Here is a 23,057-nt window from a genome sequence, read left to right as displayed (position 1 = left end):
GTCGCAGATCACCCAGTCGAACTTCTCGCGCAGTTCCTCCATCACCCGGGCCACGCCCGCGTCGGTCAGCGCATCCTTGTCCCGCGTCTGCGAGGCGGGGAGGATGTGGAGGTTCGGCAGGCGCTTGTCGCGGATGACGGCCTGGGAGAGCTTGGCGTCGCCGCAGACCACGTTGATGAGGTCGTAGACCACGCGCCGCTCGGCCCCCATCACGAGGTCGAGGTTGCGCAGGCCGACGTCGAAATCGACGACGCAGACGCTCGACCCGCTCTGCGCGATCGCGGCGCCGAGCGCCGCCGTGGTGGTCGTCTTGCCGACCCCGCCCTTACCCGATGTGACGACGAGAACCTTGGACATCGTTGCTCCCTCTCGTTGCGGCCCCCGGTGCAAGCCGAGAGAATTCGCCGAGATCACACACCGAAGCGGCGTCTCGCTCCCCATGCGGCCTCGAACTGATGAGACGTAGTTTCAGCAAGATATGGTTAACCATCTGTTAAACGCGCGCATTCATCAGTGATTTATTAGGCCCAGCACGAGCGTATGACGTCGAACAATTCTCGCGATTTCAGCACGAGAACGCTCGCGCAGGCTCCGGATGCGAAAGGCCGCCCGAGATTGCTGGCGGGACGCGCGAAGCGACGGCACCGCGTGCCAACCCTTGCCGAAGCGGGCGCGACGAACACCTGATCCCCTGTGCGGGTCCCGGCCGATGGCGGGCGCGGCCCATGACGGGGGGCAGGATGGCAGCCGGGATCGACAAGGACACGCTCGAGCGATTGATCGCGCTCGGCCAGCGCAAGGGGCGGCTCTCCCCCGAGGATCTGCTCACCGGGCTTCCGGTCGACCGGATGAGCGCCGAGGACATCGCCCTCGTGGTGCTGGAGATCGAGGAGGCGGGCGTGCCCGTCGAGGTGGAGGAAACCCTGGCGATGCTGGCCCGGCCGGGGGAGCGCCCGTCGATGCCGGTCCCGGTCGCGCCCCTGCCCCCGCTCCCACCTCCGCCCGGCGGCGAGGCCCGGTTGGCGCCTCAGCCGATCGCCGCCCAGGCGCCGGCCGCCGCCGAGGCGCCCGCGCGGGTCTCCACGGACGCGGCCGCGGAACGCGCCGAGGTGAACCGGATCGTGGCGCTCGCCGGCCTCGCGACCCTCTTGATCCTCGGCCTGGGCGTGCTGGTCCTCGGGCGTTGAGCGGCGCCGAAAAGCTTGGCAGCAGATTTAGGCGATGAGTGCCAAGGCTTTGTTTTTGAATGATAATTGATCGCCAGCCCCCTTGCCTCGGCGGCCTCCCGGCCTCACCCTGCGGAGGTCGTCCCTCCCGTGCCAGCAGGGGTCCGTGAGCATGATCGCGTCGCCGGCTTTCCGCCGCCAACTCGAAGGCTACGGTCTCACCACGGCCGAGATCCTCTATCGCCTGCCCGACCATCCCCACCTGCTGCAGACCTTCGTCTGGCAGCACCACGACCTGTTCCCGGATTTCCCCGCCTTGAGGCGCTTCCTGGCCTTCTGGCAGGCAAGCCTCGACGGGCCCCTGCACGCGGTCAGGGTGGCCCATAGCCGGCTGATCAGGCCCGCGGAATGGCGGGCCGTCGGCACCGAGTTCCACCTGCAGTGAGGCGCGCAGGCCGGCGACCTCGCCGGCCCGCGCGAAGCCCGGATGCGGCGGCTCAGTCGAGGAGCCAGCGGAGCGAGCGCCGGAGCCGGGGCGTGCCGTCCCGCTCGAACCAGGCGCCGTGGCTGAACACGACGCGCTCCGGCGCGAGCCCGACCAGGGCGGCGGCGGCGCGGGCGGCCGCGCGCTTGCGGGCCTTCACGACGAGGCGGAGATAGGCGGGCGCCCGGCCGTCGGGCGCCGTGATGCCGACGAGATGCGCCAGCGGCCGCATCGGCCAGGGCAGCCTCCCGGGTTCGAGGTTGAGCACCAAGTCGGTCAAAATCAGCGTCCGCGAGCCGGCGTGGAAGAAGGCCACCTCCCGGAATCCGAAGCCGCCCGGCACCAGCACCTGCCGGAGCGCGCCGGACCAGGCGGGCGGGGCTTCGGCGCCGAGGTCGTGGTCGATCCGCAGGTTGGCGCGGCGCACCGGCCCGCGCTCCCTCAGCTTCGGCGCGCCCCAGGTCGCGGCGTCGGGGCAGTGGCGCTGCCACGCCGCCACGAAGCTCCAATGCGCGCTGTTGGGCGCCACCAGGTGGCGGATCGGCCCCAGGGCCTCGATCGCCCGCTGCAAGCCTTCGTCGTGGCGGGTCGGCGAGTGGAGCCAGATTGCCCCGTCGGGCAAACGGATCACCGTCATCCGCACCGGGAGCGGCAGGCCGAGCGCCCGGAGCGGGCCGCTATCCACGATCCAGAGGTCCGGCGCGACGGGCTTGAGCACGTCGAGGGGCGGATAGGTCGGATCACGCATGGGCGCCTCCCCGGGGCGGGAGGGGCGGGATCTCGGGGCGTGCGACGCGGGTCATGCTGCGAGAACCCGGCGGATGGGCCCGGGTTTCCCGCCGGCGTGCCGGCAAGATCCGCGGGGCGCGCCCGGAGCGACCCTGCGCTCCGGCTCCGCTCAGGCCGACTGGACCAGCCGGAGATGGGGCAGCGGCTGCGGCTCGGCCTGGCCGGCGTAGAACTCCTCCACGAGGTCGCGGAGGATGTCGGCGAGTTCGCCCGCGCGGTCCGCGTCGAGGAGCAGGTCGTTGCCGACCGAGCGGCCGAGGCTGGAGATCGCGTTGGTGGGCGCCGGAAACAGCATCTCGGCATGCCGGCTGCCGAGACCGGAGACCGAGAGGAAGTTGCTGCCCCCGAGGACGGGCCCGTACTTGATCGTCAGCTTGTGCTCGGGCCCCGCCTCGCTGTGCAGCACCGGGTGCAGGCAGACCAGATCCTCGTCGTCGACCTCGATCGCGAGCTCGTCGATCCGCCCATGCGCGTTGCCTTCCTCGTCGAGCACCTCCGCCATCACCGCCAGAACCCCGATCACCGGATCGAGCACGCGCGCGCCCTCCTCGATCAGCTTCTGGCGAAGCGTGTCCTTGCGGAGGTCGGCGGCCTGCAGGCGGCGGCGGAAGCGGCTCTTGATCTCGGATGCGGCGATCATCGCTCATCCCCTTCGGAAGTCTTGGACGTTCTTTATCCTGACGAAATCTACGAGTTTTTTTCGCGATATCAAGGCGCTGCACAGTATTCGCGCCTGCACAGCCACTGAGCTTTTGCACGCTATTTTGCCCTGCACAGACGCTGTGCAGATGAGCGACATTGCGATGCCGATCCGGGTTGCTGCGCTGCGATGGGGTGCGACGGGCGAGGCGCACCCCTTGCGTCCGGGTCTCCGGCCCGCCTTAAGGCAGGCTGCCCACGGAAGAGCTGGCGATGCGAACACCTCCCTTCACGCCCGGACCGGCCGGAGCTGGCCGATGAGCGAGCCGGCGCCCGATCTCGCGCGCATCGTGCGCGAGATCACCGACGAGATGCGGGACCGCCCCGACCGGGGCGAGGTCGCGACCTACATTCCCGAACTGGCGCGGGCGGATCCCCGGGCCTTCGGCCTCGCGGTGATCGATGCCGCCGGCACCGTCGCGGTCGGGGGCGACGCCGACGTCCCGTTCTCGATCCAGAGCATCTCGAAGGTCTTCACCCTGACCCTCGCCCTCGGGATGATCGGCGACCGGCTGTGGCGGCGGGTCGGGCGCGAGCCCTCCGGCAACCCGTTCAACTCGATCGTGCAGCTGGAGCTGGAACGGGGCGTGCCGCGCAACCCCTTCATCAATGCGGGCGCGATCGCGGTCACGGACGTGATCCTCTCCGGCCATCAGCCCCGCGAGGCCCTGGGGGAGATCCTGCGCTTCATGCAGGCGCTGGCGCTGGACCCGACCATCACGATCGACGAGGCGGTGGCGGCCTCCGAGAAGCGCACGGGCTTCCGCAACACCGCGCTCGCCAATTTCATGCGGTCCTTCGGGGTGCTCGACAACCCGGTGGATTACACGCTCGGCGTCTATTTCCACCATTGCGCCATCGCGATGTCGTGCCGGCAGCTCGCCACGGCGGGGCGGTTCCTCGCTCATTCGGGCCGCAACCCCGCCACCGGCCACTCGGTGGTCTCGCCCGAGCGGGCGCGCCGCATCAACGCCGTGATGCTGACCTGCGGCCATTACGACGGCTCGGGCGAGTTCGCCTACCGGGTCGGCCTGCCGGGCAAGAGCGGGGTCGGGGGCGGCATCCTGGCGATCGCACCCGGCAAGGCCTCGATCGCGGTCTGGTCGCCGGGCCTCGACGCGGCGGGCAATTCGCATCTCGGCCGCATCGCCCTCGAGGCGCTGACGAAGCGCCTCGGCTGGTCGATCTTCGGGGTCTGAGGAGCGCCCGCGATTCGGCGCAAGCTCAGCCGTAAACGTGGGCATATTGCATCATTTGCATGCAGATGCCCATGAAAGGCGCAGATCGCCGCTTTGGCATCGGTCACGCCCGCTCTTCGAACGAGCAGGCTTGGCCGCAGGCCGGCCTTCGCGGCGGGGCGCGGCCGCCAGGGAAATCGCGAGAGCCGAGAGGGAGGAACCTGCCGGAATCGGCCCCGGTTCCGGTCGATGATGCGATCAATCCGGATCGACCTGAGCCGTTTGGCATACCGCGTGCTAGGGCGGGCGCAGGTCGCCGATGGCCAGGGATCCTCCGAGGTTCCTCCGTTTTCGCAGCCTCAACGGACGAGAGACGCGGAATGACAAAATACAAGCTCGAGTACTTGTGGCTCGACGGGTACACGCCGGTCCCGAACCTTCGCGGCAAGACGCAGATCAAGGAATACGACGGCTTCCCGACGCTGGAGCAACTTCCGCTCTGGGGCTTCGACGGCAGCTCGACCAAGCAGGCCGAGGGCAGCAACTCGGATTGCGTCCTCAAGCCCGTCCGCGTCTTCCCCGACAGCACCCGCATCAACGGCGTTCTCGTGCTGTGCGAAGTCATGATGCCGGACGGCAAGACTCCGCACCCGTCGAACAAGCGCGCCACCATCCTGGATGATCCGGGCGCCTGGTTCGGCTTCGAGCAGGAATACTTCTTCTACAAGAACGGTCGTCCCCTCGGCTTCCCCGAGACCGGCTTCCCGGCGCCGCAGGGCCCCTACTATACCGGCGTCGGCTACGCGAATGTCGGCAGCATCGCCCGCCAGATCGTCGAGGAGCATCTCGACCTCTGCCTCTCGGCCGGCATCAACCACGAGGGCATCAACGCCGAGGTGGCCAAGGGCCAGTGGGAATTCCAGATCTTCGGCAAGGGCTCCAAGAAGGCCGCCGACGAGATGTGGGTCGCCCGCTACCTGCTGCAGCGCCTGACCGAGAAGTACGGCATCGACGTCGAGTACCATTGCAAGCCGCTCGGCGACACCGACTGGAACGGCTCGGGCATGCACGCCAACTTCTCCACGACGTTCCTGCGCGAGACGGGCGGCAAGGCCTATTTCGAGGCCCTGATGGAGGCCTTCAAGGCGAACCGCGAGGACCACATCGCGGTCTACGGCCCGGACAACCACATGCGGCTGACCGGCAAGCACGAGACCGCCTCGATCCACGAGTTCAGCTACGGCGTGGCCGATCGCGGCGCCTCGATCCGCGTGCCCCACAGCTTCGTCAACAACAGCTACAAGGGCTACCTGGAAGACCGCCGTCCGAACTCGCAAGGGGACCCCTACCAGATCGCCTCGCAGATCCTGAAGACGATCGCCTCCGTGCCGACCGCCCAGGGCGCGTCGGATTCCGGCGAGCGCGCGGTCGCCTGAGGCGAATGGCCTGAACCACGAGACCGCCGGTGCGCTCATAAGCGCGCCGGCGATTTCTCGTTTGGGCGCCGGTCAGGTGATGACGCTGGGCTCCTGCCGGCCGGTCAGCCGGGCGATGTCCGAGAGGCTGCGGGCCGCCTCGACCACGGGGGCGAGCATCGCCTCCACGGGCGCGTCGGGATCGTCGACCGCGTAGCGCTCCAGATAGACCCTGAGCGTCGCCCCGGCGGTGCCGGTGCCGGAGAGGCGGAACACCGCCCGGGCATCCTCGGCGAACAGGATGCGCAGGCCCTGCTGCTCGGTGACCGAGCCGTCCACCGGGTCGACGTAGCGGAACTCGTCGGCCGCCGCGACCGTGAGGCCGGCGACGCGCCGGCCCGGAAGCTCGGCGAGCCGCGCCCGGAGCCCGTCCATCACCGCGTTGGCGGCGGCCGTCTCGACCTCCTCGTAATCGTGCCGGGCGTAGTAATCGCGCCCGTATTCCGCCCAATGGGCCCGCACCAGGCTCTGCGCGGGCGTCCCGGTCGCCGCCAGGACGTTGAGCCAGAGCAGGACCGCCCAGAGGCCGTCCTTCTCCCGCACATGGTTCGAGCCGGTGCCGGCGCTCTCCTCGCCGCAGAGGGTGATGAGGCCGGCATCGAGCAGGTTGCCGAAGAACTTCCAGCCCGTCGGCGTCTCGTAGGCCCGGATCCCCAGGCGGGCCGCGACCCGGTCCACCGCCCGGCTCGTCGGCATCGAGCGCGCCACGCCCGCGAGCCCGGCGGCGTAGCCGGGAGCGACTCCGGCCTGCGCCGTGAGGATCGCGAGGCTGTCGCTCGGGGTCACGAACAGGCCGGGCGCCACGATCATGTTGCGGTCGCCGTCGCCATCCGAGGCCGCGCCGAAATCCGGCGCGTCGGGCCCCAGCATCTCGGCCATCAGGGCGGCGGCGTGGACGGGGTTGGGATCGGGGTGATGGCCGCCGAAATCGGGCTTGGGCACCGCGTTGACGACGGTGCCGGGCGCCGCGCCGAGCTCCCCTTCGAGGATCGCCCGGGCGTAGGGGCCCGTCACCGCGCTCATGGCGTCGAAGCGCATGCGGAACCCGGACGCGAACAGGCGCCGGATCGCGTCGAAATCGACGAGCGCGCGCATCAGGGCGGCATAATCGGCCACGGGGTCGATCACCGCGACCGCCATGGGCCCGAGCTGCGTCGTCCCGAGCCGGTCGAGGTCGAGATCCTCCGCCTCGAGGATGCGGTAGGCGTCGATCGCCCGGGTGCGGGCATGGATCGCCGCCGTGACGGATTCGGGCGCCGGGCCGCCATTGGCGGTGTTGAACTTGATGCCGAAATCCCCCTCCGGCCCGCCCGGATTGTGGCTGGCCGAGAGCACGATGCCGCCGATCGCCCCGTGCTTGCGGATGACGCAGGAGGCGGCGGGCGTCGAGAGCAGGCCCCCCTGCCCCACCAGGGCGCGCCCGAAGCCGTTGGCGGCGGCGATCTTCAGGGCCGTCTGCACCACCTCGCGGTTGAGGAAGCGCCCGTCGCCGCCGATCACCAGGGTGGCGCCGTCGCGCTCCGGCAGAGTGTCGAAGATCGCCTGGATGAAGTTCTCGACGTAACGCGGCTCCTGGAAGACCGGCACCTTCTTGCGCAGGCCCGACGTCCCCGGCTTCTGGTCGGCAAACGGCGTCGTCGGCACGGTCTTCACGGTCATTGCGCTCACGCTCTCCTGGCTCTCCGTCCCGTCATAGGGCGCGGGCGCGGATCTGTCAGGGCGCGGGGCGCCGCCACGGCCTCAATAGGGCGCGGCGACGCCCGGCGCCGGCTGGATCGGCAGCGGGTCGGGCTGGCGCGGGGCCGCCCGCGCCGGAGCCGCGGCGGCGCGGGCGCCGGGCGGACCGGCCGGGCCACGGGGCCCCGCTGGGCCGGCCGGTCCGCGGGGGCCGACCTTGCCGGGGGGACCGGGCGGGCCGATCGGGCCGGCCGCACCGGGAGCCCCCGCCGCACCGGCTTCGCCCGCGGGACCCGGGCCGCCCGCCGCACCGGGAGCCCCCGCCGGACCGGCTTCGCCCGCGGGGCCCGCCGGCCCCGGCGCGCCGCGCTCGCCAGGCGGACCGAGGGGACCGGGTGGGCCGGCGGGACCATCCAGCCCCGCCGCGCCGGCAGCCCCCTCGGGACCGGCCGGCCCGGGCGCGCCGTCGCGGCCGGGCTCTCCGGGCTCGCCCTTCGGCCCCACGGGTCCGGCAGGACCAGGTGGTCCGGCAGGGCCGGCGATGCCGGGCGGTCCGGCGATGCCGGGGGGTCCGGGTGGCCCGGGCGGGCCCGGCACCGGATCCGCCGCGCGCGCCTCGGTCCCGCCGGCCGCGCCGGGAGGACCCGCGGGCCCCGGAGGACCGGGCGGTCCGGGTGGGCCGGGTGGGCCGGCGGCGCCCCGCTGCCCGCACTCGCCGACGACGGCTTGGCGCTCGCGGCGGGGGGTGCGCAGGGTCACGATGCAGCTCGCCGGGTGGTAGACGACGCGGAAATCGAAATTGCCCCGGCTGTCCGTCTTCTGCGGGAAGCGCCCGTCGAGGGTGATCTCGGCCTCCGGCTCGTCCACCGCGCCGAGCACCCACAATTCGCCGGCGACGATCTTGGCGGCGAGGATCTGCAGCTCGGCGCGCGCCGGCGTGGCGCCGAGCGCGAGGGCGAGGCCGGCGGCGGCGCCGGCGACGTGAAACGGGCGCCAAATCGGTTCGCGAACCACGCGCATGCCCCTCAAGCTTCAACCTTGGCGTCAGCTTGGCCTTTTTCCGCCGCAGGCGGAAGCCCGGGCCGAATGTCCGGATCCGGACAATGCGGGCCCCTGCTTGTCCTTGGACACAGATCAGGGCTGCGGCGCCGGCGATCTCCGGACGCGCCCCGGATGTGATGCAGCGCACGGAAGGCGATCGGGGCGTGGGCTACAACCCTCTCCACCGGGCCGCGGGTTCCTCCGAACCCCGCCGCGGCCCGTGGGGAGCCGGTCGTCGGTGCGGGAGGGGGAGCTTCGCTCGCCCGCCTCGCCGACCGGCTTCACCCCGCCTCCCCCGATTTTTAGCGTCGCGCTCCGCGCTCAGGCCTCCATCAGGGCCGCCACATGCGCCGAGACAGAGTCGCTCAGCCCCTTGAGGTCGTAGCCGCCCTCGAGCAGCGACACGATCCGGCCGTTGCAGTGCCGGCCGGCGCTCTCCATCACGGCCCGGGTCGCCCAGGCGAAATCCTCCGCCTCCAGCATCAGGTTCGCGAGCGGGTCGCGCCAATGCGCGTCGAACCCCGCCGAGATGATGATGAGGTCCGGCGCGAAATCCTCCAGCCGCGGCAGCACGCGAGCTTCGAAGGCCTCGCGGAACGCCTCGCCATCCGCCCCCGGCCGCAGCGGCGCGTTCACGATGGTGCCGTGCTCCCCCGCCTCCGAGACCGCGCCGCTGCCCGGATAGAGCGGCATCTGGTGGGTCGAGCAGAACAGCACCGACGGGTCGTCCCAGAAGATGTCCTGGCTGCCGTTGCCGTGATGCACGTCCCAATCGACGATGGCGACACGCTCGGCCCCGTGCGCGCTCCGGGCGTGGCGCGCCGCGATGGCGGCGTTGTTGAAGATGCAGAACCCCATGGCGCGGGTGCGCTCGGCGTGGTGGCCGGGCGGGCGCATGGCCGAGAAGGCGTTGCGCGCCTGCCCGGCCATCACGGCGTCGACCCCCTGCACCGCGGCGCCGACGCCCCGCAGCACGCAATCGGCCGTGCCCGGCGACAGCACCGTGTCGGCATCGATCCCGACGAGCCCCTCCTGCGGCACCGCGTCGAGGATCGCCCGCACCCATTCCTCCGGGTGGGCGAGCATCACGGCCGCGAGGGCGGCGGGCTCCGGCGCGCGCCGGTCGAGCCCCGCGAAACCCTCCGCCGCGAGCGCGGTCTCGACGGCCTGCATGCGCTCGGGCCGCTCGGGATGACCCTTCGGGGTCAGGTGCGCGCGCGCGGCGGGATGATGGAACAGGATCGTCATCGGGTGTCCGGGCCTCCCTGGTTGGTATACCGAATACCAGAATGGGTCCGGCACTGCCAGACGCAGCCCCAACGCGTCGCGCACCGGATGGCTGCTCGGCGAGGCCGGGTTCGCGATCGTGGGGCCCGCGCGGGCAGACCGCGACGCGTCACGGGAGCGCGCGCTCCAGGAGCAGGGCCGCGACGCCGTCGACCGCGTTCGCCCCGAACATCTCGCGCGGCGCCGCGAGCCGGGTCGCCGCGTAGGCCTCCGCGATGGCCGGCGGCGCGGATTCGGCGAGGGCCGCCGCCGCCGCCAAGGTGGCGATGCGACCGGCGGCCCGGCGCGCCCGCGCCTCCGCATCCGGCGCGCGCAGATCCGCCGCGATCCCCGCCACCGCCTCCGCGACGCCCGGCAGCCCTCGCGCCTCCCGGCCGAGGCTGTCCAGCACCGCCCCGGTCTCTTCCGGCGCGCGGGTCGCGGCGCGCAGCACGTCGAGGGCCATGACGTTGCCCGAGCCCTCCCAGATCGCGTTGACGGGGGCCTCCCGGTAGAGGCGCGGCAGGGGGCTCTCCTCGACGTAGCCGTTGCCGCCCAGGCACTCCATCGCCTCGTAGACGAAGCCCGGCGCGCCCTTGCAGATGGCGGCCTTCACCGCCGGGGTGAGCAGGCGGGCGCGGGGCCCCTCCCCACGGTCGAAGCTGCCGGCCAGCCGCAGGGCCAGGGCGGTCCAGGCCTCGCTCTCCAGCGCGAGGTCGGCCAGCACCCGATGCATCAGGGGCTGGTCGACGAGGCGGCGCCCGAACACGCTCCGGTGGCGGGCGTGGTGGAGCGCCAGCGCCAGGGCCATCCGGGCGAGGCCCGCGGAGGCGACGGCGCAATCGAGGCGGGTCAGCTGCACCATCCCGAGGATCGTCGCGATTCCGCGCCCCTCGGGGCCGATGCGCCAGCCGAACGCGCCCGCGAACTCCACCTCCGCGGAGGCGTTCGCGCGATTGCCGAGCTTGTCCTTCAGCCGCTGCAGCCGCAGGGCGTTGACGTGGCCGTCCGGCCGGTGGCGGGGCACGAGGAAGCAGCCGAGGCCCCCCGGTGCCTGCGCCAGAACCAGGAAGGCGTCGCTCATGGGGGCCGAGAAGAACCATTTGTGGCCCGTCAGCGCGTAGGTGTCGCCGCCGGCCGGCTCGGCCCGGGTCCGGTTGGCGCGCACATCCGTGCCGCCCTGCTTCTCGGTCATCCCCATGCCGAGGGTCACGCCCGGCTTCTCGAACCAGGGCCGGAAGGCGGGCTCGTAGGCCCGCGCGGTCAGCCGCCGCAACCACGCGGCGAGGTGATCGGGGGCGGCCGCGAGGGCGGCGAGCGCCGCGTTCGTCATGGTCATCGGGCAGAGATGCCCGCTCTCGACGCCCGCCACGACGTAGAGCCGCGCCGCCCGCGCCGCGTGCCCCCGGGGCACCGGGCGCGCCGGGTCGGCCCCGTCCCAGACCGAGGCGTGCAGCCCCGCCGCGACGCTCGCCCCCATCAGGGCGTGATAGGCCGGGTGGAACTCGACCACGTCCGCCCGGCGGCCCCAGGCATCGTGGGTGCGCAGCTTCGGCGGGTTCTCGTTGGCGAGGCGCCCGAGGGCGAGGCGCTCGGCCGCTCCCCATTCCGCCCCGAAGGCGAGGAGCGCCGCGGGCTCGACCCCGTTCGCCGCGGCCGCGCCGCGCAACGGCGCGTCGTCGGCCACGAGGTTGCGGTCGCCGAAGAATGGGCTCTGGTTGACGACCGCGTCGATGTCCGGATCCATGGTCCCATCCTGCGCGGGGCCCCGCGCAGGGCAATCGTCGCGCCGCCTCAGCGGGCCTCGAACCCGGACGCGGCCGAGCGCCGCCCCTGGCCGGCCAGGGTGCCGGCATCGAGCATGGCCTGGGCGGTGGCGCGGTCGAGCTCGGTCCGCAGGGTCGCCAGGCTCTCATCCACGCCGTTGGCAGCGAGATCCGCCTGGACCCGTTCGAGCAAGGCGTCGTCCTTCATGCCCTGGACCAGGGCACCGATCAGCTCGACCGCGTAAGCCTCGGCCGTCTGACCGTCCACGCCAAGCTTCTCCGCCACGAAAGCCGCCAGTTTCCGCATCCGCCGGCAGCGCGCGATGAAACGCGCCTCCTCGTCGCGCGCGAACATCAGCTCAGCCGCCCGCTCCCGCTCCTCAAATAGCCGACCCATCGGCGTCCTCCATCCTGCTGATCTCGCCCCCCTCTCGGCGATGACTTGTCGGATACGGATCGTACGCGCATCTCCGGCCCGGAACCATGCCGTTTGCCGGCCGCGGCCGGGCCGCGGCCGGGGCGTACGGAACCTGACGCGAGGTCCGCCGATAGTGCCGCCGACAGGGCCCGGGCTGCCCCAGGCCGTTGCCCGCCCTTGCCCGCCCTTGCCCGCTCCTGCCAGCCCCTGCGCGCCACGGTTCCGGGCTCGGCCGCAACACCCGGATGATGGGGAGACCCCGGATTGCAGCCTCCAAGCCCTTGCACCGCGAAAAAAAGGGCATATACCCTCATCCACCCGCAAGATGGTTCCGCCGCCATGCCCCAGGACGCGCCAGACCTGCCCTGCCTCTGCACCGCGCTGCGGCGCGCCACGCGCAGCGTCACGGCGGCCTACGACGCGGCCCTGCGGCCGGCGGGCCTGCGGGTGACGCAATTCGCACTTCTGCGGACGCTTGCCCGCACCGGCCCGGTGGCGGTGACGCGGCTCGCCGCGGAGACCGACCTCGACCGCTCCACCATGGGCCGCAACCTCGATCCGCTGGAGCGCCGCGGCCTCGTCCGTCTGAGCGTCGGCACGCGCGACCAGCGCGAGCGGGTCGCCGCCCTGACGGAGGCCGGCGCCGCCGCCATCGCGGCGGCCCTGCCGCATTGGCGCGCGGTCCAGGCCCGGCTCGCCGACGGAGAGGCCGCCATCCTGGCGCGCCAGGCCGCGGCGATCGCGACGGAAGCCGCCGCCCTGCACGCCGCGCTTGCCGGGCCGGCGCCGCCCGATCCGCACTGACGATCCCCGACGTCCCCCCGACGACGCATCCGCACGAGGAGCGGCCCCGCATGTCTTCATCATCCCAAGGCCGCGCCGATCCGGCGGCCGCGCTGCCGCCCGCGACGCCCCCGGCCCGCCTGCACTATGCCTGGGTGGTCGCCGCCGTGACCTTCGTGGTGCTCCTCGTGGGCGCCGGCATCCGGGCGACGCCGAGCATCCTGATCGTGCCGTGGGAGCGCGAGTTCGGTTGGTCGGCGGCCACGATCAGCCTCGCCATCGCCCTCAACATCTTCCTGTACGGCATGATCGGCCCCTTCGCGGTCGCCATCATCGAGCGCTTCGGCCTGCGCCGCTCCGTCTGCACGGCGCTCGTGATCCTGGCCGTCGGCACCGCCGCGACCGCCGCGATGCGCACGCCCTGGCAGATGATCCTGCTCTGGGGCCTCGTCGTCGGCTCGGGCACCGGCATGGTGGCGAACGTGCTCGGCGCCACCATCGCGGGGCGCTGGTTCGGCCGCCACCGCGGCCTCGTCCTGGGCATCCTGACGGCGAGCAGCGCCACCGGGCAGCTCGTCTTCCTGCCGCTCCTCGCCCACGTGGTGGTCGATCACGGCTGGCGCGCGGTCTCCCTCGCGGTGGCGGCCGCCGCGCTCGCCCTGGTGCCGCTGGTGCTCCTGCTGATGCGCGACCGCCCGGCCGATCTCGGCCTGGCGCGCTACGGCGAGACCGCCCTGCAGCCGGCGCCGGTCGGCGGCGTCAACCCGGCCCGGCGCGCCCTGATGGGCCTCGCGGCGGGCCTGCGCTCGCGCGATTTCTGGCTCTTGTCCGGCACCTTCTTCATCTGCGGCGCCTCGACCAACGGCCTCGTCGGCACCCATCTGATCCCGGCCTGCATCGACCACGGCATCCCGGAGGTGACGGCGGCGGGCCTGCTGGCGCTGATGGGCCTGTGCGACCTCGTCGGCACCACGGCGTCGGGCTGGCTCACGGACCGCTTCGACAGCCGCCGGCTGCTCGCCTGGTATTACGGCCTGCGCGGCCTGTCCCTGATCTTCCTGCCCTACTCGTTCGATCTCAGCTTCTACGGCCTGTCGCTGTTCGCGGTCTTCTACGGCCTCGACTGGATCGCGACCGTGCCGCCCACGGTGAACCTCGCCGGGCGCGTCTTCGGCGAGGAGAACGCCGCGCTGATGTTCGGCTGGATCGCGGCGAGCCACCAGATCGGCGCGGCCTCCGCCGCCTGGCTCGCCGGCACCATCCGGACCGGCACGGGCGATTATTTCGGCGCCTTCGTGGCGGCCGGCATCCTCTGCCTGATCGCCGCCCTGATGGCCCTGTTCATCGGGGCGAGGCCGCGGATCGAGGCCGCGCTGCCGGCCGGTGGGCAGCTGCGCGGGGCGTGAGGGCGAAGATCAGGGACCGCGGCAGATCAAGATTTAATTGGAAATATTCCAATTATACTGCGTGCTATTTCGGTCACCTTCGGCTGGATATCAAGAATTCGACGGATTAAGCGCCCGCAGGACGTTGATCCGGCCGCCGGACTGTACGCAACGATCCGCGCGAGGGGGCACGATCCGCCCTCCCGGAATCGAGCACACACGATGGCGCAGCCCCCCGAACACCCGCGACCGGCCGGCAACCGGGGTCGCGATCGCCTCGCGGCTTTGGGGATCGGGCTGCTCGGCGGTTGCGCGCCGTTCCTCGCCCCGGCGGCCGGGGCGCAGGCAACCCCGGCCGAGAGCGATGTCGTCCTCTCCGAGCTCAACGTCACCGGCACCGGACAGGGGGTGGAGACCGCGACGAGCCCGGTCATCGGCTACCGCGCCACGCGGTCCAGCACGGCGACGCGCACCGACACGGCCCTGCGCGACACGCCGCAGAGCATCAACATCGTCCCCCGCGAGGTGCTGATCGACCAGCAGGACCGGCGCCTGACCGATGCGGTGACCAATGTCAGCAACGTGCAGCCCGGCAGCACCGTGCAGGGGCGCTCGCAGAACTACGTCATCCGCGGGTTCAGCACGCAGATCTTCGCCGTCGACGGCGTGCTCGTCAGCCCGGCCGCCACCTTCTATCCGGTCGAGCGCGACCTCGCCAATGCCGAGCGCGTCGAGGTGCTGAAGGGCCCCGCCTCGGTGCTCTACGGCCGGGGCGATCCCGGCGGCACCATCAACATCGTCACGCGCCGGCCCACCCTCGACCCCTCGGGCGATGTCAGCGTGCAGGGCGGCAGCTTCGGCTTCCGGCGCGTGCAGGGCTCGGTCTCGAGCGCGATCGCGGGGTCCGAGACGCTGGCCGGCCGGATCAGCTTCGCGGCCCAGGAGGATCCGACCTTCCGCAATTTCGGCGACAACACGAACACCCGCACCTTCGTGGCGCCCGCGCTCGCCTGGACCCCGTCGGCCGACACGCGGGTCTACCTCAACGCCGAGTTCAGCAAGCAGCACAGCCAGTACGACGAGGGGCTCGTCGCCTATCGCGGGCGGGTTCCCCTGGACAACATCGCGCGGTTCTACGGCGAGCCCTTCTCGCGCTATTACGGCGAGGTCAACGCGGTGACGCTGAAGGCCGAGCACGATGTCAGCGAGCACCTGACGCTGCGGCAGGTGATCAACGCGCAATGGGGCGCCTTCGACCTGTTCGCGGCCCGCGCCACCGGCGTGAACGCGGCCGGGACGCTGGTGACGCGGCGCGACACCTCCGTGAACTCGACCTTCGCGGGCGTGGACACGCAGACCGAGGCGGTGCTGAAATTCGACACCTTCGGCTTCGCCCACACGGCGCTCGTCGGCTTCGAGTACAGCAACGGCTACCGGCATCCCTTCTCGCAGCAGGGAAGCCTCGCCGCGATCAGCTTCCTCAACCCGATCTACGGCGCGATCCCGGGCGCCCTCGGCTTCCAGGCGGATCTCAAGCAGAAGCTCGAACTCTTCGGCGTCTACGTGCAGGACCAGATCGTGCTGACCCCGGAGTTGCAGCTCGTCGTCGGCGCCCGGTTCGATCTCGGCAGCCAGTACTACTTCAACCGCGTGCCGGCCTCCCAGGCGATCCCACCCGAGCAGGCGCTGTTCGGGGCCTCGCCGCGGGTCGGCCTGATCTACCGGCCCTTCGAGCCGCTGACGTTCTACGCGAGCTACGCCACCTCCTTCGTGCCCCAGACCGCGAACGTGCTGAACGTCGTCAACCCGGCCCCGGAAACGGGCGAGCAATACGAGGTCGGCACGCGCCTCGACCTCAATCCCGGCCTGACCCTGTCCGCGGCCGCCTTCCGCCTCACCCGCAACAACGTCGCGGCGACCGACCCCACCAACACCGGCTACTCGGTCATCACCGGCCAGCAGCGCTCGGAGGGCGTCGAGGCGGATCTGGCCGGCGAGATCCTGCCGGGCTGGAAGGTCATCGGCGGCGTCGGCTACCTCGACGCGCGGATCACGCAGGACACCACCTTCGCGGTCGGCAACCGGCTGGTCGCGGTTCCGCGCTTCAGCGGCAGCGTCTGGACGACCTACCAGTTCCAGGAGGGGCCGCTGCGGGGCCTCGGGCTCGGGGCGGGAATCACCTATGTGGGCCGCCGCTTCGGCGACCTGAACAACAGCTACACGGTCGGCGCCTATGCGCGGGTCGACGCGGCCCTCTACTACGATTTCGACGCGCATTACCGGCTGGCGGTCAACATGCGCAACCTGACCAACGCGCGCTACATCGAGCAGCCCTTCAACGCCTTCAACAACGCGCCCGGCGCGCCGCTCTCCGTGCTCGCCACCCTGACGGCCCGGATGTAGCGACCGGGTCCACACCGGTTCTCCGGTGCCCTATTCTCCGGCGACCACGACCGGCCGCGGCGCGGCCGCGGCCGCCCGGCGGCGGCCGGCACGGCGGCGCAGGACGTAGAGGACGAGGCCGGTCGCGGCAAAGCCCGGCATGGCGAGCGCCGCGAGGCAGAAGATCATCGCGAAGACGTCGCCGAAGAACCGGCCCCGGTGGACCTCCAGCATGTTGTCGGCGATCCGCTGCCCGAGCGACTTGTCGGCGTCGCGCGCGGCCGTGAGGAGCGCGCCGGTCGCGGCATCGAACGTCGCCTCGTTCCGCGCCTTCGGCTGCTCCGCGCCCCGGGCGAGCCAGCGGATGCGGATCGCCTTCGCGTCGGGCCCCGGAAGGGTCAGGACGGCGCGGACGGCCTCGCGGCCCTCGCCGGCCCGGAAGGCGGCCCAGGCCCGGTCGAGGGCGGGCGGTGCCGGCGTCCGGTCGGCGGCCTCAGGCCTCTTGCGGCCGCCCCGGGGAGGCCGCGCCTCGGCGGCCTTGTGCGCCGGCCCGGTCAGCAGCCAGGTCGCGCCGTCCTTGAACCAGCCATAGGACCAGGTCAGCCCCGAGAGCGCGATCACGAGATAGACGGGCAGAAGCCAGGTGCCCGCCACCGCGTGCAGGGACCACCAGCGCGGCCGGCCCGGCCGCGACAGGCTCGGCCTGAGCCAGATCCGCCAGCGATGGATCCGCGGCCAGCGCAGATAGAGGCCGGTGGCGAGGAAGAGGAGAAGGGCCAGCGCGCAGGCCCCCGTGATCGTGCGGCCCCAGCCCCGGCCGTCGCCCGGGATCAGGAGCCAGCGGTGCAGCGCGCGCACCGTCGCGAAGGCCGGATCGAGCCGCGACGGGCCCAGCACCGTGCCGTCCTGGGGATCGACATAGACGGCAGCCGGACGGGCGCCGCTCGCCGGGTCCCGCAGGAAGCGGGCGGAGACGCTCGTGCCCGGGTCGTCCGCCAGGACGAGCGCAGTCACGGTCAGGCCGGGGCGCTGCGCCTCGATCCGGGCCACCAGCGCCTCCGGCCCCAGCGGCGGGCGATCGCCGACGGCCACGATGGCCCGGTCCCGGTCCGCGAAGGCGGTGATCGCCTCCTCGTAGCTCATCAGCGCGCCGGTCACCCCCATCAGGGCGAGCACCAGGCCGGCCGTGAGGCCGAGCGCCCAGTGCAGGCGGAACAGGATGGTGCGGGGCGAGGGAAGCGCGGGATGCATGGCGTGTCGGAAGTCGGTTGAGCAGACCATGCCCCCTTGGCGATGGAGTGGGGCGGCTCTGTGTCCGTCAGGCGCCCGCCGCCTGGCTGCGCGGGCCGAGGCGCTCCGAAGACCCTGGGCGCGAAGGTCCGGCGCGGATCAGAGACGCCGCCGCGACGGGACGGCTCAGCGTCGGCCGGAACCTGCGCGTTTCGGACGCACAGCCGTCCGGGCATCAGGGGAACGCTTGTGCACGATTAACATAGATTATAGTACGGTTCCGCTTCGGTGGTAAGGATCTGCCGCCGTTGGGTCGCGGAGGGGGGTTGCGACAGAGCGTTGACCGATCGTCACGAACATGACTGCATCGATGCGGAGATCACCCGGACTGGACCGAGCTCCGATCCGTTCGCCGCCGCCGTGCGGGCGACCCGGATGCCCATGCTCATCACGGATCCCAACCAGCCGGACAACCCGATCGTGTTCGCCAACGCAGCCTTCTCCAAGCTGACGGGCTACACGCATGAGGAGATCATCGGCAAGAATTGCCGCTTCCTGCAAGGCCCTGAGACCGACAAGCTGGATATAAGCCGCATCCGGGACGCCGTCGAACGACGCGTTCCGATCGAAGTCGACCTGCTCAATCACAAGAAATCCGGCGAATTCTTCTGGAATCGCCTGCTGATCTCACCGGTCTTCGATAAGGATGGTGATCTGATCTACTTTTTCGCGTCGCAATTCGATGTGACGCTCGAGAAAGATCGCATGGTGCGGTTGCAGCAGGACCGCGACGCGTTGGAGCGGGAAGTCGAGCAGCGCTCGGGCGACCTGGCCCGCAGCGAGAATCGCCTGCGTTTCATGATGAAGGCGGGCCGCTTCGGCACCTGGACCCTCGACCTGGCGGATTGGCGGCTCGTTGCGTCCGACCTGTGCAAGGAGAGCTTCGGCCGCGCGCCGAGCGACCCGTTCACCTACCAGGACTTCCTGGCCTCCGTCGTCGCGGAGGACCGCGAACGGGTCGAGGCCGCGATCCGCACCGCGATCGAGCGCGATGCGGATTACGACGCCGAGTACCGCATTCACACGCCGAGGGGGGAGCTGCGCTGGATCCAGGGGCGCGGCCAGGCCTCTTACCGGGCAGACGGCTCGCCGCTGACGATGGCGAGCGTGACCATCGACATCACGGAACGGAAGCGGGGGGAGGAACATCGCAGGCTGCTGGCCGACGAGCTGAACCACCGGGTCAAGAACTCAATGGCGACGGTGCAATCCATCGCGCACCAGACCCTGCGCAACGCGGCGACGCTCGAGACCGCGCGCCACGCCCTGGATGCCCGCCTGCAATCCCTGGCAGCCGCCCACGATGTGCTGACCCGCGAGAGCTGGGAGGGCGCGACGCTCGCGGAGATCGTGGACGGAGCGCTGACACCCTTCCGGACGGGAGCCGGCGACCGGTTCAGGACGGGCGGCCCCGATCTCCGCCTGCCGTCCCGCCTGGCGCTGGCCTTCGTGATGGCGTTGCACGAATTGGCGACCAACGCCGTGAAATACGGCGCCCTCTCGAACGAGACGGGGCGGGTCATCCTCAACTGGGACATCGTTGACGGCACGAAGCCCGATCGGCTGTGGCTCCGTTGGGAAGAGCTCGACAGTCCTCCGGTAACACCCCCGACCCGCACCGGCTTCGGCACGCGCATGATCGAGCGTGCGCTGGCCGCCGAGCTCGGCGGCACGGCGGAGATCGCGTACCGGCCGCGCGGCGTGGTGTTCACCGTCGAGGCGCCGTTGCCTCAGATGCCTCGCTGACGGGTCGGGCCGGCGCGGACGCGGCCGGGGGTCGGCGTCAGCCGGACGCGCGCGGCGCGGCGGGCGGGATCGCGTCCAGCTCCGGCAGCAGCACCACGCTCTCCTGCTCGTTCGGATCGGTCCGGCTGATCACCGCGAGGCAGGGCTCGGTCTCGCTCGCGTTGTAGGGCAGGTGCGGCATGTCGGCGGGGATGTAGACGAAATCCCCTGGGCCGGCCTCGGCGTGATGCTCGAGCGCCGGGCCGTACCACATCCCGGAGCGGCCGCTGAGGATGTGGATCGCGGTCTCGTGGCCTTCATGCTTGTGCGCCTTGGCGCGGGCGCCGGGCGGGATCGTGACGATCTGCATGTGCAGCCCCCGCGCCCCAACGGATTCCGCCGAGATCGCGGGCGTGTAGGACAGACCCTGCTTGCCCACGAAGGCGGGCCCGGCCCGCAGCACGCGGCAGGTGGCGTCGGGAGTGATGGCATCGACCGGATTCGGCATGGCGCGACCCTCCTGACCAAGCATAGCACGTCGCGGGCCTGCACGCCGCGCTGTTCCTCATCCACGCCGCCCTGCCGGGGCACCGGCGGCGAGCCCAGGCTGCCAGAACCAGCCCCGATGACGCGACCGGCCCCCTCTCCCGTTCGGGAGAGGGTTGGGGTGAGGGCGGCGCGCTGTCCGGAAAAGTCGCCCCCCTCACCCGGTCGGCTCACGCCGACTCGACCTCTCCCGAACGGGAGAGGTGGGGCGCAACACAGTCCCTCCACGCCGTCGGTCCGGGCGCTAGCGGCGAGCTCGGGATGCGCGCCGGCTGCCAGAACCAGCCCGGATCGCGCGACGCGCCCCCTCTCCCGTCCGGGAGAGGGTTGGGGTGAGGGATGCGCGCTATCCGAAAAAGTCGCACCCCTCACCGTTCCGCTATCGCGGATTCGACCTCTCCCGGACAGGAGAGGTGAGGCGCGCCGTCGCTCTGGGGCACTGTCGGGGGTTGTGGGCGGAGCCGGCTCAGCGCGACCGGCCCGCGCTCCCTGCGCCAGGACGAGAACGCCGCCCGCGCGACCACTGCGACCGCACGACCTGCATTTATGTGCAACTTTCCCGCCTATCCGCCCCGCGATCACACGTTATGATGCGGGATCTCGAAGCAGGGGAGGCGCAGGATGACGGGCCAACCTCGATGCATCGCCCTCGTGGGTCCGGCCCAGAGCGGCAAGAGCGGGCTGCTCGATGCGCTGATCGCGCGCGCGGGCGGGCTGGAGCATAGCGGGCGCGAGGGCGCGGAGACGCGCGGGGGGACGGAGCCCGTGGTGGTGACGCTCTCCTATCTCGGCGAGGATTTCACCTTCGTGGATTGCCCCGGCGCGGTGGAGTTCGCCCACGCGATGAGCCCGGCCCTGGCGGTCTGCGATGCCGCCGTGGTGGTCTGCGAGGCGGATGCACGCAAGCTGCCCGCTCTCGAACTGGTGATGCGCCATCTCGAGGCCGAGGGGGTGCCCCGCCTGCTCTTCGTCAACAAGATCGACGCTGCGACGCAGGGGCTGCGCGAGACCCTGTCCCTGCTGCAGGGCGCATCGCAGGTGCCGCTGCTGCTGCGCCAGATTCCGATCGTCGAGGACGAGGCGGCGACGGGCTTCATCGACCTCGCGCTGGAGCGCGCCTTCGTCTACCGCCCCCACGCCCCGAGCGCCCTGATCGCCCTGCCGGAGGGGGTGCTGCCGCAGGAGAAGGAGGAGCGCTTCAGCCTGCTGGAGCGCCTCGCCGACCACGACGACGCCCTGATGGAGGCGCTGATCACCGAGGCGGAGCCTCCGCCGGACCGGATCTTCGCCGACCTCGCCCGGGAGTTGCGCCAGGGACAGGCGGTCTCGGTGCTGATCGGCTCGGGCCTTCGCGGCAACGGCATCGGACGCCTGCTGAAGGCGCTCCGCCACGAGGCGCCGGGGCTCGCCGAGACCCGCGACCGCCTGGGGATCGCCGCGGACGGCCCGCCGCTCGCCCGGGTGATCGCGACGCGCCATGCCGGGTTCAGCGGCAAGCTGTCGGTGGCCCGGGTGCTGCGCGGCGCCTTCCAGGAGGGCGAGACCGTGACGGGGCCGGACGGAACGACGGCCCGCATCGCCGGGCTCGTCGCCCTCGACCGAAGCCAGACCGCCCGGATCGCGTCGGTTCCGGAGGGGGCGGTCGCGGGCTTCGCCCGGCTCGACGGGATCGGCACCGGCGCGGGCTTTGCCACCGGCGCCGCCCCGGAAGGGGAGCCGCCCGCCGCGCCGCCGCCGGTCTATGCCAGCGCCATCCGGGTGCGCGACCGCAAGGACGACGTGCGCCTGACCGGGGCGCTCGCCAAGATCATCGAGGAGGATCCGGGGCTGGTGCTGGAGCACGACGCGGATCTGGAGGAGATCCGCCTGCTCGGGCAAGGCGCGATGCACCTGCGGACCGCGATCGAGCGCCTGGCCTCCCGCTTCGGCGTCGGCGTCGAGGCGAGCCGCCCGAAGGTCGGCTACCGCGAGAGCATAAGGGGAACCGCGACCGGCCGCGGCCGGCACAAGAAGCAGACCGGCGGGCACGGGCAATTCGCCGACGTGCAGATCGCCGTGCGCCCCCTCCCCCGCGGCGAAGGCTTCCGCTTCGAGGACGCCGTGGTGGGGGGCGCGGTGCCGCGCAACTACATCCCCTCCGTCGAGGCCGGGGCGCGGGCCTATCTGCGCCGCGGGCCCCTCGGGTTCCCGCTGGTCGACCTCCTGGTGACCCTGACCGACGGGGCGGCGCACGCGGTCGATTCCTCCGACGCCGCCTTCCAGACCGCCGCGCGCCTCGCCCTCGACGATGCCCTGCCGAAGGCCGGGCCGGTCCTGCTCGAACCGGTGCTTGCCGTCGAGATCGCGACGCCGTCCGCCGCCACCGCCCGGGCGACCGGCCTCGTCACCGGCCGACGCGGCCAGATCCTCGGCTACGACGCGCGGCCCGGCTGGCCGGGCTGGGACCTGCTCCAGGCCCTGATCCCGGCCGCCGAGACGGCCGACCTGATCGTGGAGCTGCGCTCGGTCACCGCCGGGGTCGGCAGCTTCACGGCCCGCTTCGACCACATGGCCGAGCTGAGCGGGCGGCCGGCCGAGCTGGTGCTCGCGGGGGATCTGGCGCGGCGGGCGGGCTGAACCCAGCCGAGCCCGCGCAATCGTGCATGAAATGTTCCGCGGGCGCGCGCGTCAGCGGGCCGCGAGGGCGAGCGCCTGCGACACCATCGCGTGCGGGCCGGCCCCGAGCATCGCGCCGGCCGCGCAGAGGCCGAGAACCAGGGCGAGACCGAGCCCGACGCGACCAAGCCCGCCGCGACCTCGCGAGGCCAGGCGAAGCACTTGGAACGGCAGGAGAATCAGCTTCAGCACGGCGCGGATCGCCAGGATCGCCACTACCGGCAGGATCGCGAGGGAAAGTCCGATCACGGGCATGTCCTGCCGATCCTCTGCACCCGCCATCCCGCCTGGAACGGCCCGGGACGCCATTTCCCCTCACAAACCCGGCAAGA

20 protein-coding genes are annotated in these 23,057 nt (G+C 71.9%); 9 read left to right on the top strand and 11 right to left on the bottom strand.

Annotated features, from left to right (window positions below; translation table 11 throughout):
- Positions 1-357 (bottom strand): AAA family ATPase (locus tag F6X53_RS33220; RefSeq protein WP_244965594.1); only part of this gene is annotated, 357 nt, incomplete at its 3' end.
- A gap of 383 nt (positions 358-740) precedes the next feature.
- Between F6X53_RS33220 and F6X53_RS18915 the strand changes: the two genes are divergently transcribed.
- Positions 741-1,187 carry a hypothetical protein gene (locus F6X53_RS18915; RefSeq protein ID WP_151001753.1) on the top strand — a complete coding sequence of 149 codons (447 nt, stop codon included), beginning with the start codon at positions 741-743 and terminating at the stop codon, positions 1,185-1,187.
- A 151-nt stretch (positions 1,188-1,338) separates the two neighbouring features.
- Positions 1,339-1,611 carry an usg protein gene (locus F6X53_RS18910; protein WP_151001809.1) on the top strand — a complete coding sequence of 91 codons (273 nt, stop codon included), beginning with the start codon at positions 1,339-1,341 and terminating at the stop codon, positions 1,609-1,611.
- Between the two features lie 52 nt (positions 1,612-1,663).
- Here F6X53_RS18910 and F6X53_RS18905 read toward each other — a convergent pair whose 3' ends face one another.
- Positions 1,664-2,398 (bottom strand): DUF4336 domain-containing protein, encoded by a 735-nt coding sequence (locus F6X53_RS18905; protein WP_151001752.1) that lies wholly within the window; start codon positions 2,396-2,398, stop codon positions 1,664-1,666.
- A 150-nt stretch (positions 2,399-2,548) separates the two neighbouring features.
- On the bottom strand, positions 2,549-3,079 hold the full coding sequence (locus F6X53_RS18900) for a hypothetical protein (protein WP_151001751.1): 531 nt from the start codon (positions 3,077-3,079) through the stop codon (positions 2,549-2,551).
- A gap of 316 nt (positions 3,080-3,395) precedes the next feature.
- Between F6X53_RS18900 and F6X53_RS18895 the strand changes: the two genes are divergently transcribed.
- Positions 3,396-4,337, top strand: a complete 942-nt coding sequence (locus F6X53_RS18895) for a glutaminase (RefSeq protein ID WP_151001750.1) — start codon at positions 3,396-3,398, stop codon at positions 4,335-4,337.
- A gap of 359 nt (positions 4,338-4,696) precedes the next feature.
- Positions 4,697-5,752 carry a glutamine synthetase beta-grasp domain-containing protein gene (locus tag F6X53_RS18890; RefSeq protein WP_151001749.1) on the top strand — a complete coding sequence of 352 codons (1,056 nt, stop codon included), beginning with the start codon at positions 4,697-4,699 and terminating at the stop codon, positions 5,750-5,752.
- Between the two features lie 72 nt (positions 5,753-5,824).
- On the opposite strand, the gene F6X53_RS18885 is transcribed toward F6X53_RS18890, so the two are convergent.
- From F6X53_RS18885 to F6X53_RS18865, 5 genes are all read right to left on the bottom strand, one after another.
- Positions 5,825-7,450, bottom strand: a complete 1,626-nt coding sequence (locus F6X53_RS18885; RefSeq protein WP_151001748.1) for an alpha-D-glucose phosphate-specific phosphoglucomutase — start codon at positions 7,448-7,450, stop codon at positions 5,825-5,827.
- A gap of 81 nt (positions 7,451-7,531) precedes the next feature.
- Positions 7,532-8,482: a hypothetical protein gene (locus F6X53_RS18880; RefSeq protein WP_244965593.1), complete on the bottom strand. Its 951-nt coding sequence runs from the start codon at positions 8,480-8,482 to the stop codon at positions 7,532-7,534.
- 348 nt (positions 8,483-8,830) lie between these two features.
- A complete protein-coding gene (locus F6X53_RS18875) occupies positions 8,831-9,757 on the bottom strand; it encodes a histone deacetylase family protein (RefSeq protein ID WP_151001746.1) in 927 nt (308 codons plus the stop codon).
- Between the two features lie 148 nt (positions 9,758-9,905).
- Positions 9,906-11,522, bottom strand: a complete 1,617-nt coding sequence (locus F6X53_RS18870; protein ID WP_151001745.1) for an acyl-CoA dehydrogenase family protein — start codon at positions 11,520-11,522, stop codon at positions 9,906-9,908.
- 47 nt (positions 11,523-11,569) lie between these two features.
- The gene (locus F6X53_RS18865; protein ID WP_151001744.1) at positions 11,570-11,938 is read right to left on the bottom strand and encodes a DUF1476 domain-containing protein; all 369 of its coding nucleotides are present in this window, start codon (positions 11,936-11,938) and stop codon (positions 11,570-11,572) included.
- Between the two features lie 360 nt (positions 11,939-12,298).
- Between F6X53_RS18865 and F6X53_RS18860 the strand changes: the two genes are divergently transcribed.
- The 3 genes from F6X53_RS18860 to F6X53_RS18850 all read left to right on the top strand — a co-directional run bounded on the left by F6X53_RS18860 (position 12,299) and on the right by F6X53_RS18850 (position 16,530).
- Positions 12,299-12,763, top strand: coding sequence for a MarR family winged helix-turn-helix transcriptional regulator (locus F6X53_RS18860; protein ID WP_151001743.1), 465 nt, complete (start codon positions 12,299-12,301; stop codon positions 12,761-12,763).
- Between the two features lie 50 nt (positions 12,764-12,813).
- Positions 12,814-14,148 (top strand): MFS transporter, encoded by a 1,335-nt coding sequence (locus tag F6X53_RS18855; protein ID WP_191970895.1) that lies wholly within the window; start codon positions 12,814-12,816, stop codon positions 14,146-14,148.
- Positions 14,149-14,349: 201 nt separating this feature from the next.
- Positions 14,350-16,530, top strand: a complete 2,181-nt coding sequence (locus tag F6X53_RS18850) for a TonB-dependent siderophore receptor (protein ID WP_151001742.1) — start codon at positions 14,350-14,352, stop codon at positions 16,528-16,530.
- A gap of 30 nt (positions 16,531-16,560) precedes the next feature.
- Here F6X53_RS18850 and F6X53_RS18845 read toward each other — a convergent pair whose 3' ends face one another.
- Positions 16,561-17,760, bottom strand: a complete 1,200-nt coding sequence (locus F6X53_RS18845) for a PepSY-associated TM helix domain-containing protein (RefSeq protein WP_151001741.1) — start codon at positions 17,758-17,760, stop codon at positions 16,561-16,563.
- Between the two features lie 318 nt (positions 17,761-18,078).
- Here F6X53_RS18845 and F6X53_RS18840 point away from each other — a divergent pair, with 318 nt between their 5' ends.
- The gene (locus F6X53_RS18840) at positions 18,079-19,545 is read left to right on the top strand and encodes an HWE histidine kinase domain-containing protein (RefSeq protein WP_151001740.1); all 1,467 of its coding nucleotides are present in this window, start codon (positions 18,079-18,081) and stop codon (positions 19,543-19,545) included.
- Positions 19,546-19,582: 37 nt separating this feature from the next.
- On the opposite strand, the gene F6X53_RS18835 is transcribed toward F6X53_RS18840, so the two are convergent.
- Positions 19,583-20,032 (bottom strand): cupin domain-containing protein, encoded by a 450-nt coding sequence (locus tag F6X53_RS18835; RefSeq protein WP_151001739.1) that lies wholly within the window; start codon positions 20,030-20,032, stop codon positions 19,583-19,585.
- 659 nt (positions 20,033-20,691) lie between these two features.
- On the opposite strand from F6X53_RS18835, the gene F6X53_RS18830 reads away from it, so the two are divergent.
- Positions 20,692-22,686, top strand: coding sequence for an elongation factor G (locus F6X53_RS18830; RefSeq protein WP_151001738.1), 1,995 nt, complete (start codon positions 20,692-20,694; stop codon positions 22,684-22,686).
- A gap of 51 nt (positions 22,687-22,737) precedes the next feature.
- On the opposite strand, the gene F6X53_RS18825 is transcribed toward F6X53_RS18830, so the two are convergent.
- The gene (locus tag F6X53_RS18825) at positions 22,738-22,980 is read right to left on the bottom strand and encodes a hypothetical protein (protein ID WP_151001737.1); all 243 of its coding nucleotides are present in this window, start codon (positions 22,978-22,980) and stop codon (positions 22,738-22,740) included.
- Positions 22,981-23,057: the final 77 nt, after the last annotated feature.

The sequence above is a fragment of the Methylobacterium soli genome, from assembly GCF_008806385.1.
Classification (GTDB): domain Bacteria; phylum Pseudomonadota; class Alphaproteobacteria; order Rhizobiales; family Beijerinckiaceae; genus Methylobacterium; species Methylobacterium soli.
The sequence above is the reverse complement of the archived record's forward strand: the minus strand, read 5'-3'. Positions and strand labels throughout refer to the sequence as shown.

Bases quoted from the DNA above. Each gene is read 5' to 3' on its own strand.
- F6X53_RS18915 (WP_151001753.1), top strand. From the start codon at position 741: ATGGCAGCCGGGATCGACAAGGACACGCTCGAGCGATTGATCGCGCTC.
- F6X53_RS18910 (WP_151001809.1), top strand. From the start codon at position 1,339: ATGATCGCGTCGCCGGCTTTCCGCCGCCAACTCGAAGGCTACGGTCTC.
- F6X53_RS18905 (WP_151001752.1), bottom strand. From the start codon at position 2,398: ATGCGTGATCCGACCTATCCGCCCCTCGACGTGCTCAAGCCCGTCGCG.
- F6X53_RS18900 (WP_151001751.1), bottom strand. From the start codon at position 3,079: ATGATCGCCGCATCCGAGATCAAGAGCCGCTTCCGCCGCCGCCTGCAG.
- F6X53_RS18895 (WP_151001750.1), top strand. From the start codon at position 3,396: ATGAGCGAGCCGGCGCCCGATCTCGCGCGCATCGTGCGCGAGATCACC.
- F6X53_RS18890 (WP_151001749.1), top strand. From the start codon at position 4,697: ATGACAAAATACAAGCTCGAGTACTTGTGGCTCGACGGGTACACGCCG.
- F6X53_RS18885 (WP_151001748.1), bottom strand. From the start codon at position 7,450: ATGACCGTGAAGACCGTGCCGACGACGCCGTTTGCCGACCAGAAGCCG.
- F6X53_RS18875 (WP_151001746.1), bottom strand. From the start codon at position 9,757: ATGACGATCCTGTTCCATCATCCCGCCGCGCGCGCGCACCTGACCCCG.
- F6X53_RS18870 (WP_151001745.1), bottom strand. From the start codon at position 11,522: ATGGATCCGGACATCGACGCGGTCGTCAACCAGAGCCCATTCTTCGGC.
- F6X53_RS18865 (WP_151001744.1), bottom strand. From the start codon at position 11,938: ATGGGTCGGCTATTTGAGGAGCGGGAGCGGGCGGCTGAGCTGATGTTC.
- F6X53_RS18860 (WP_151001743.1), top strand. From the start codon at position 12,299: ATGCCCCAGGACGCGCCAGACCTGCCCTGCCTCTGCACCGCGCTGCGG.
- F6X53_RS18855 (WP_191970895.1), top strand. From the start codon at position 12,814: ATGTCTTCATCATCCCAAGGCCGCGCCGATCCGGCGGCCGCGCTGCCG.
- F6X53_RS18850 (WP_151001742.1), top strand. From the start codon at position 14,350: ATGGCGCAGCCCCCCGAACACCCGCGACCGGCCGGCAACCGGGGTCGC.
- F6X53_RS18845 (WP_151001741.1), bottom strand. From the start codon at position 17,760: ATGCATCCCGCGCTTCCCTCGCCCCGCACCATCCTGTTCCGCCTGCAC.
- F6X53_RS18835 (WP_151001739.1), bottom strand. From the start codon at position 20,032: ATGCCGAATCCGGTCGATGCCATCACTCCCGACGCCACCTGCCGCGTG.
- F6X53_RS18830 (WP_151001738.1), top strand. From the start codon at position 20,692: ATGACGGGCCAACCTCGATGCATCGCCCTCGTGGGTCCGGCCCAGAGC.
- F6X53_RS18825 (WP_151001737.1), bottom strand. From the start codon at position 22,980: ATGCCCGTGATCGGACTTTCCCTCGCGATCCTGCCGGTAGTGGCGATC.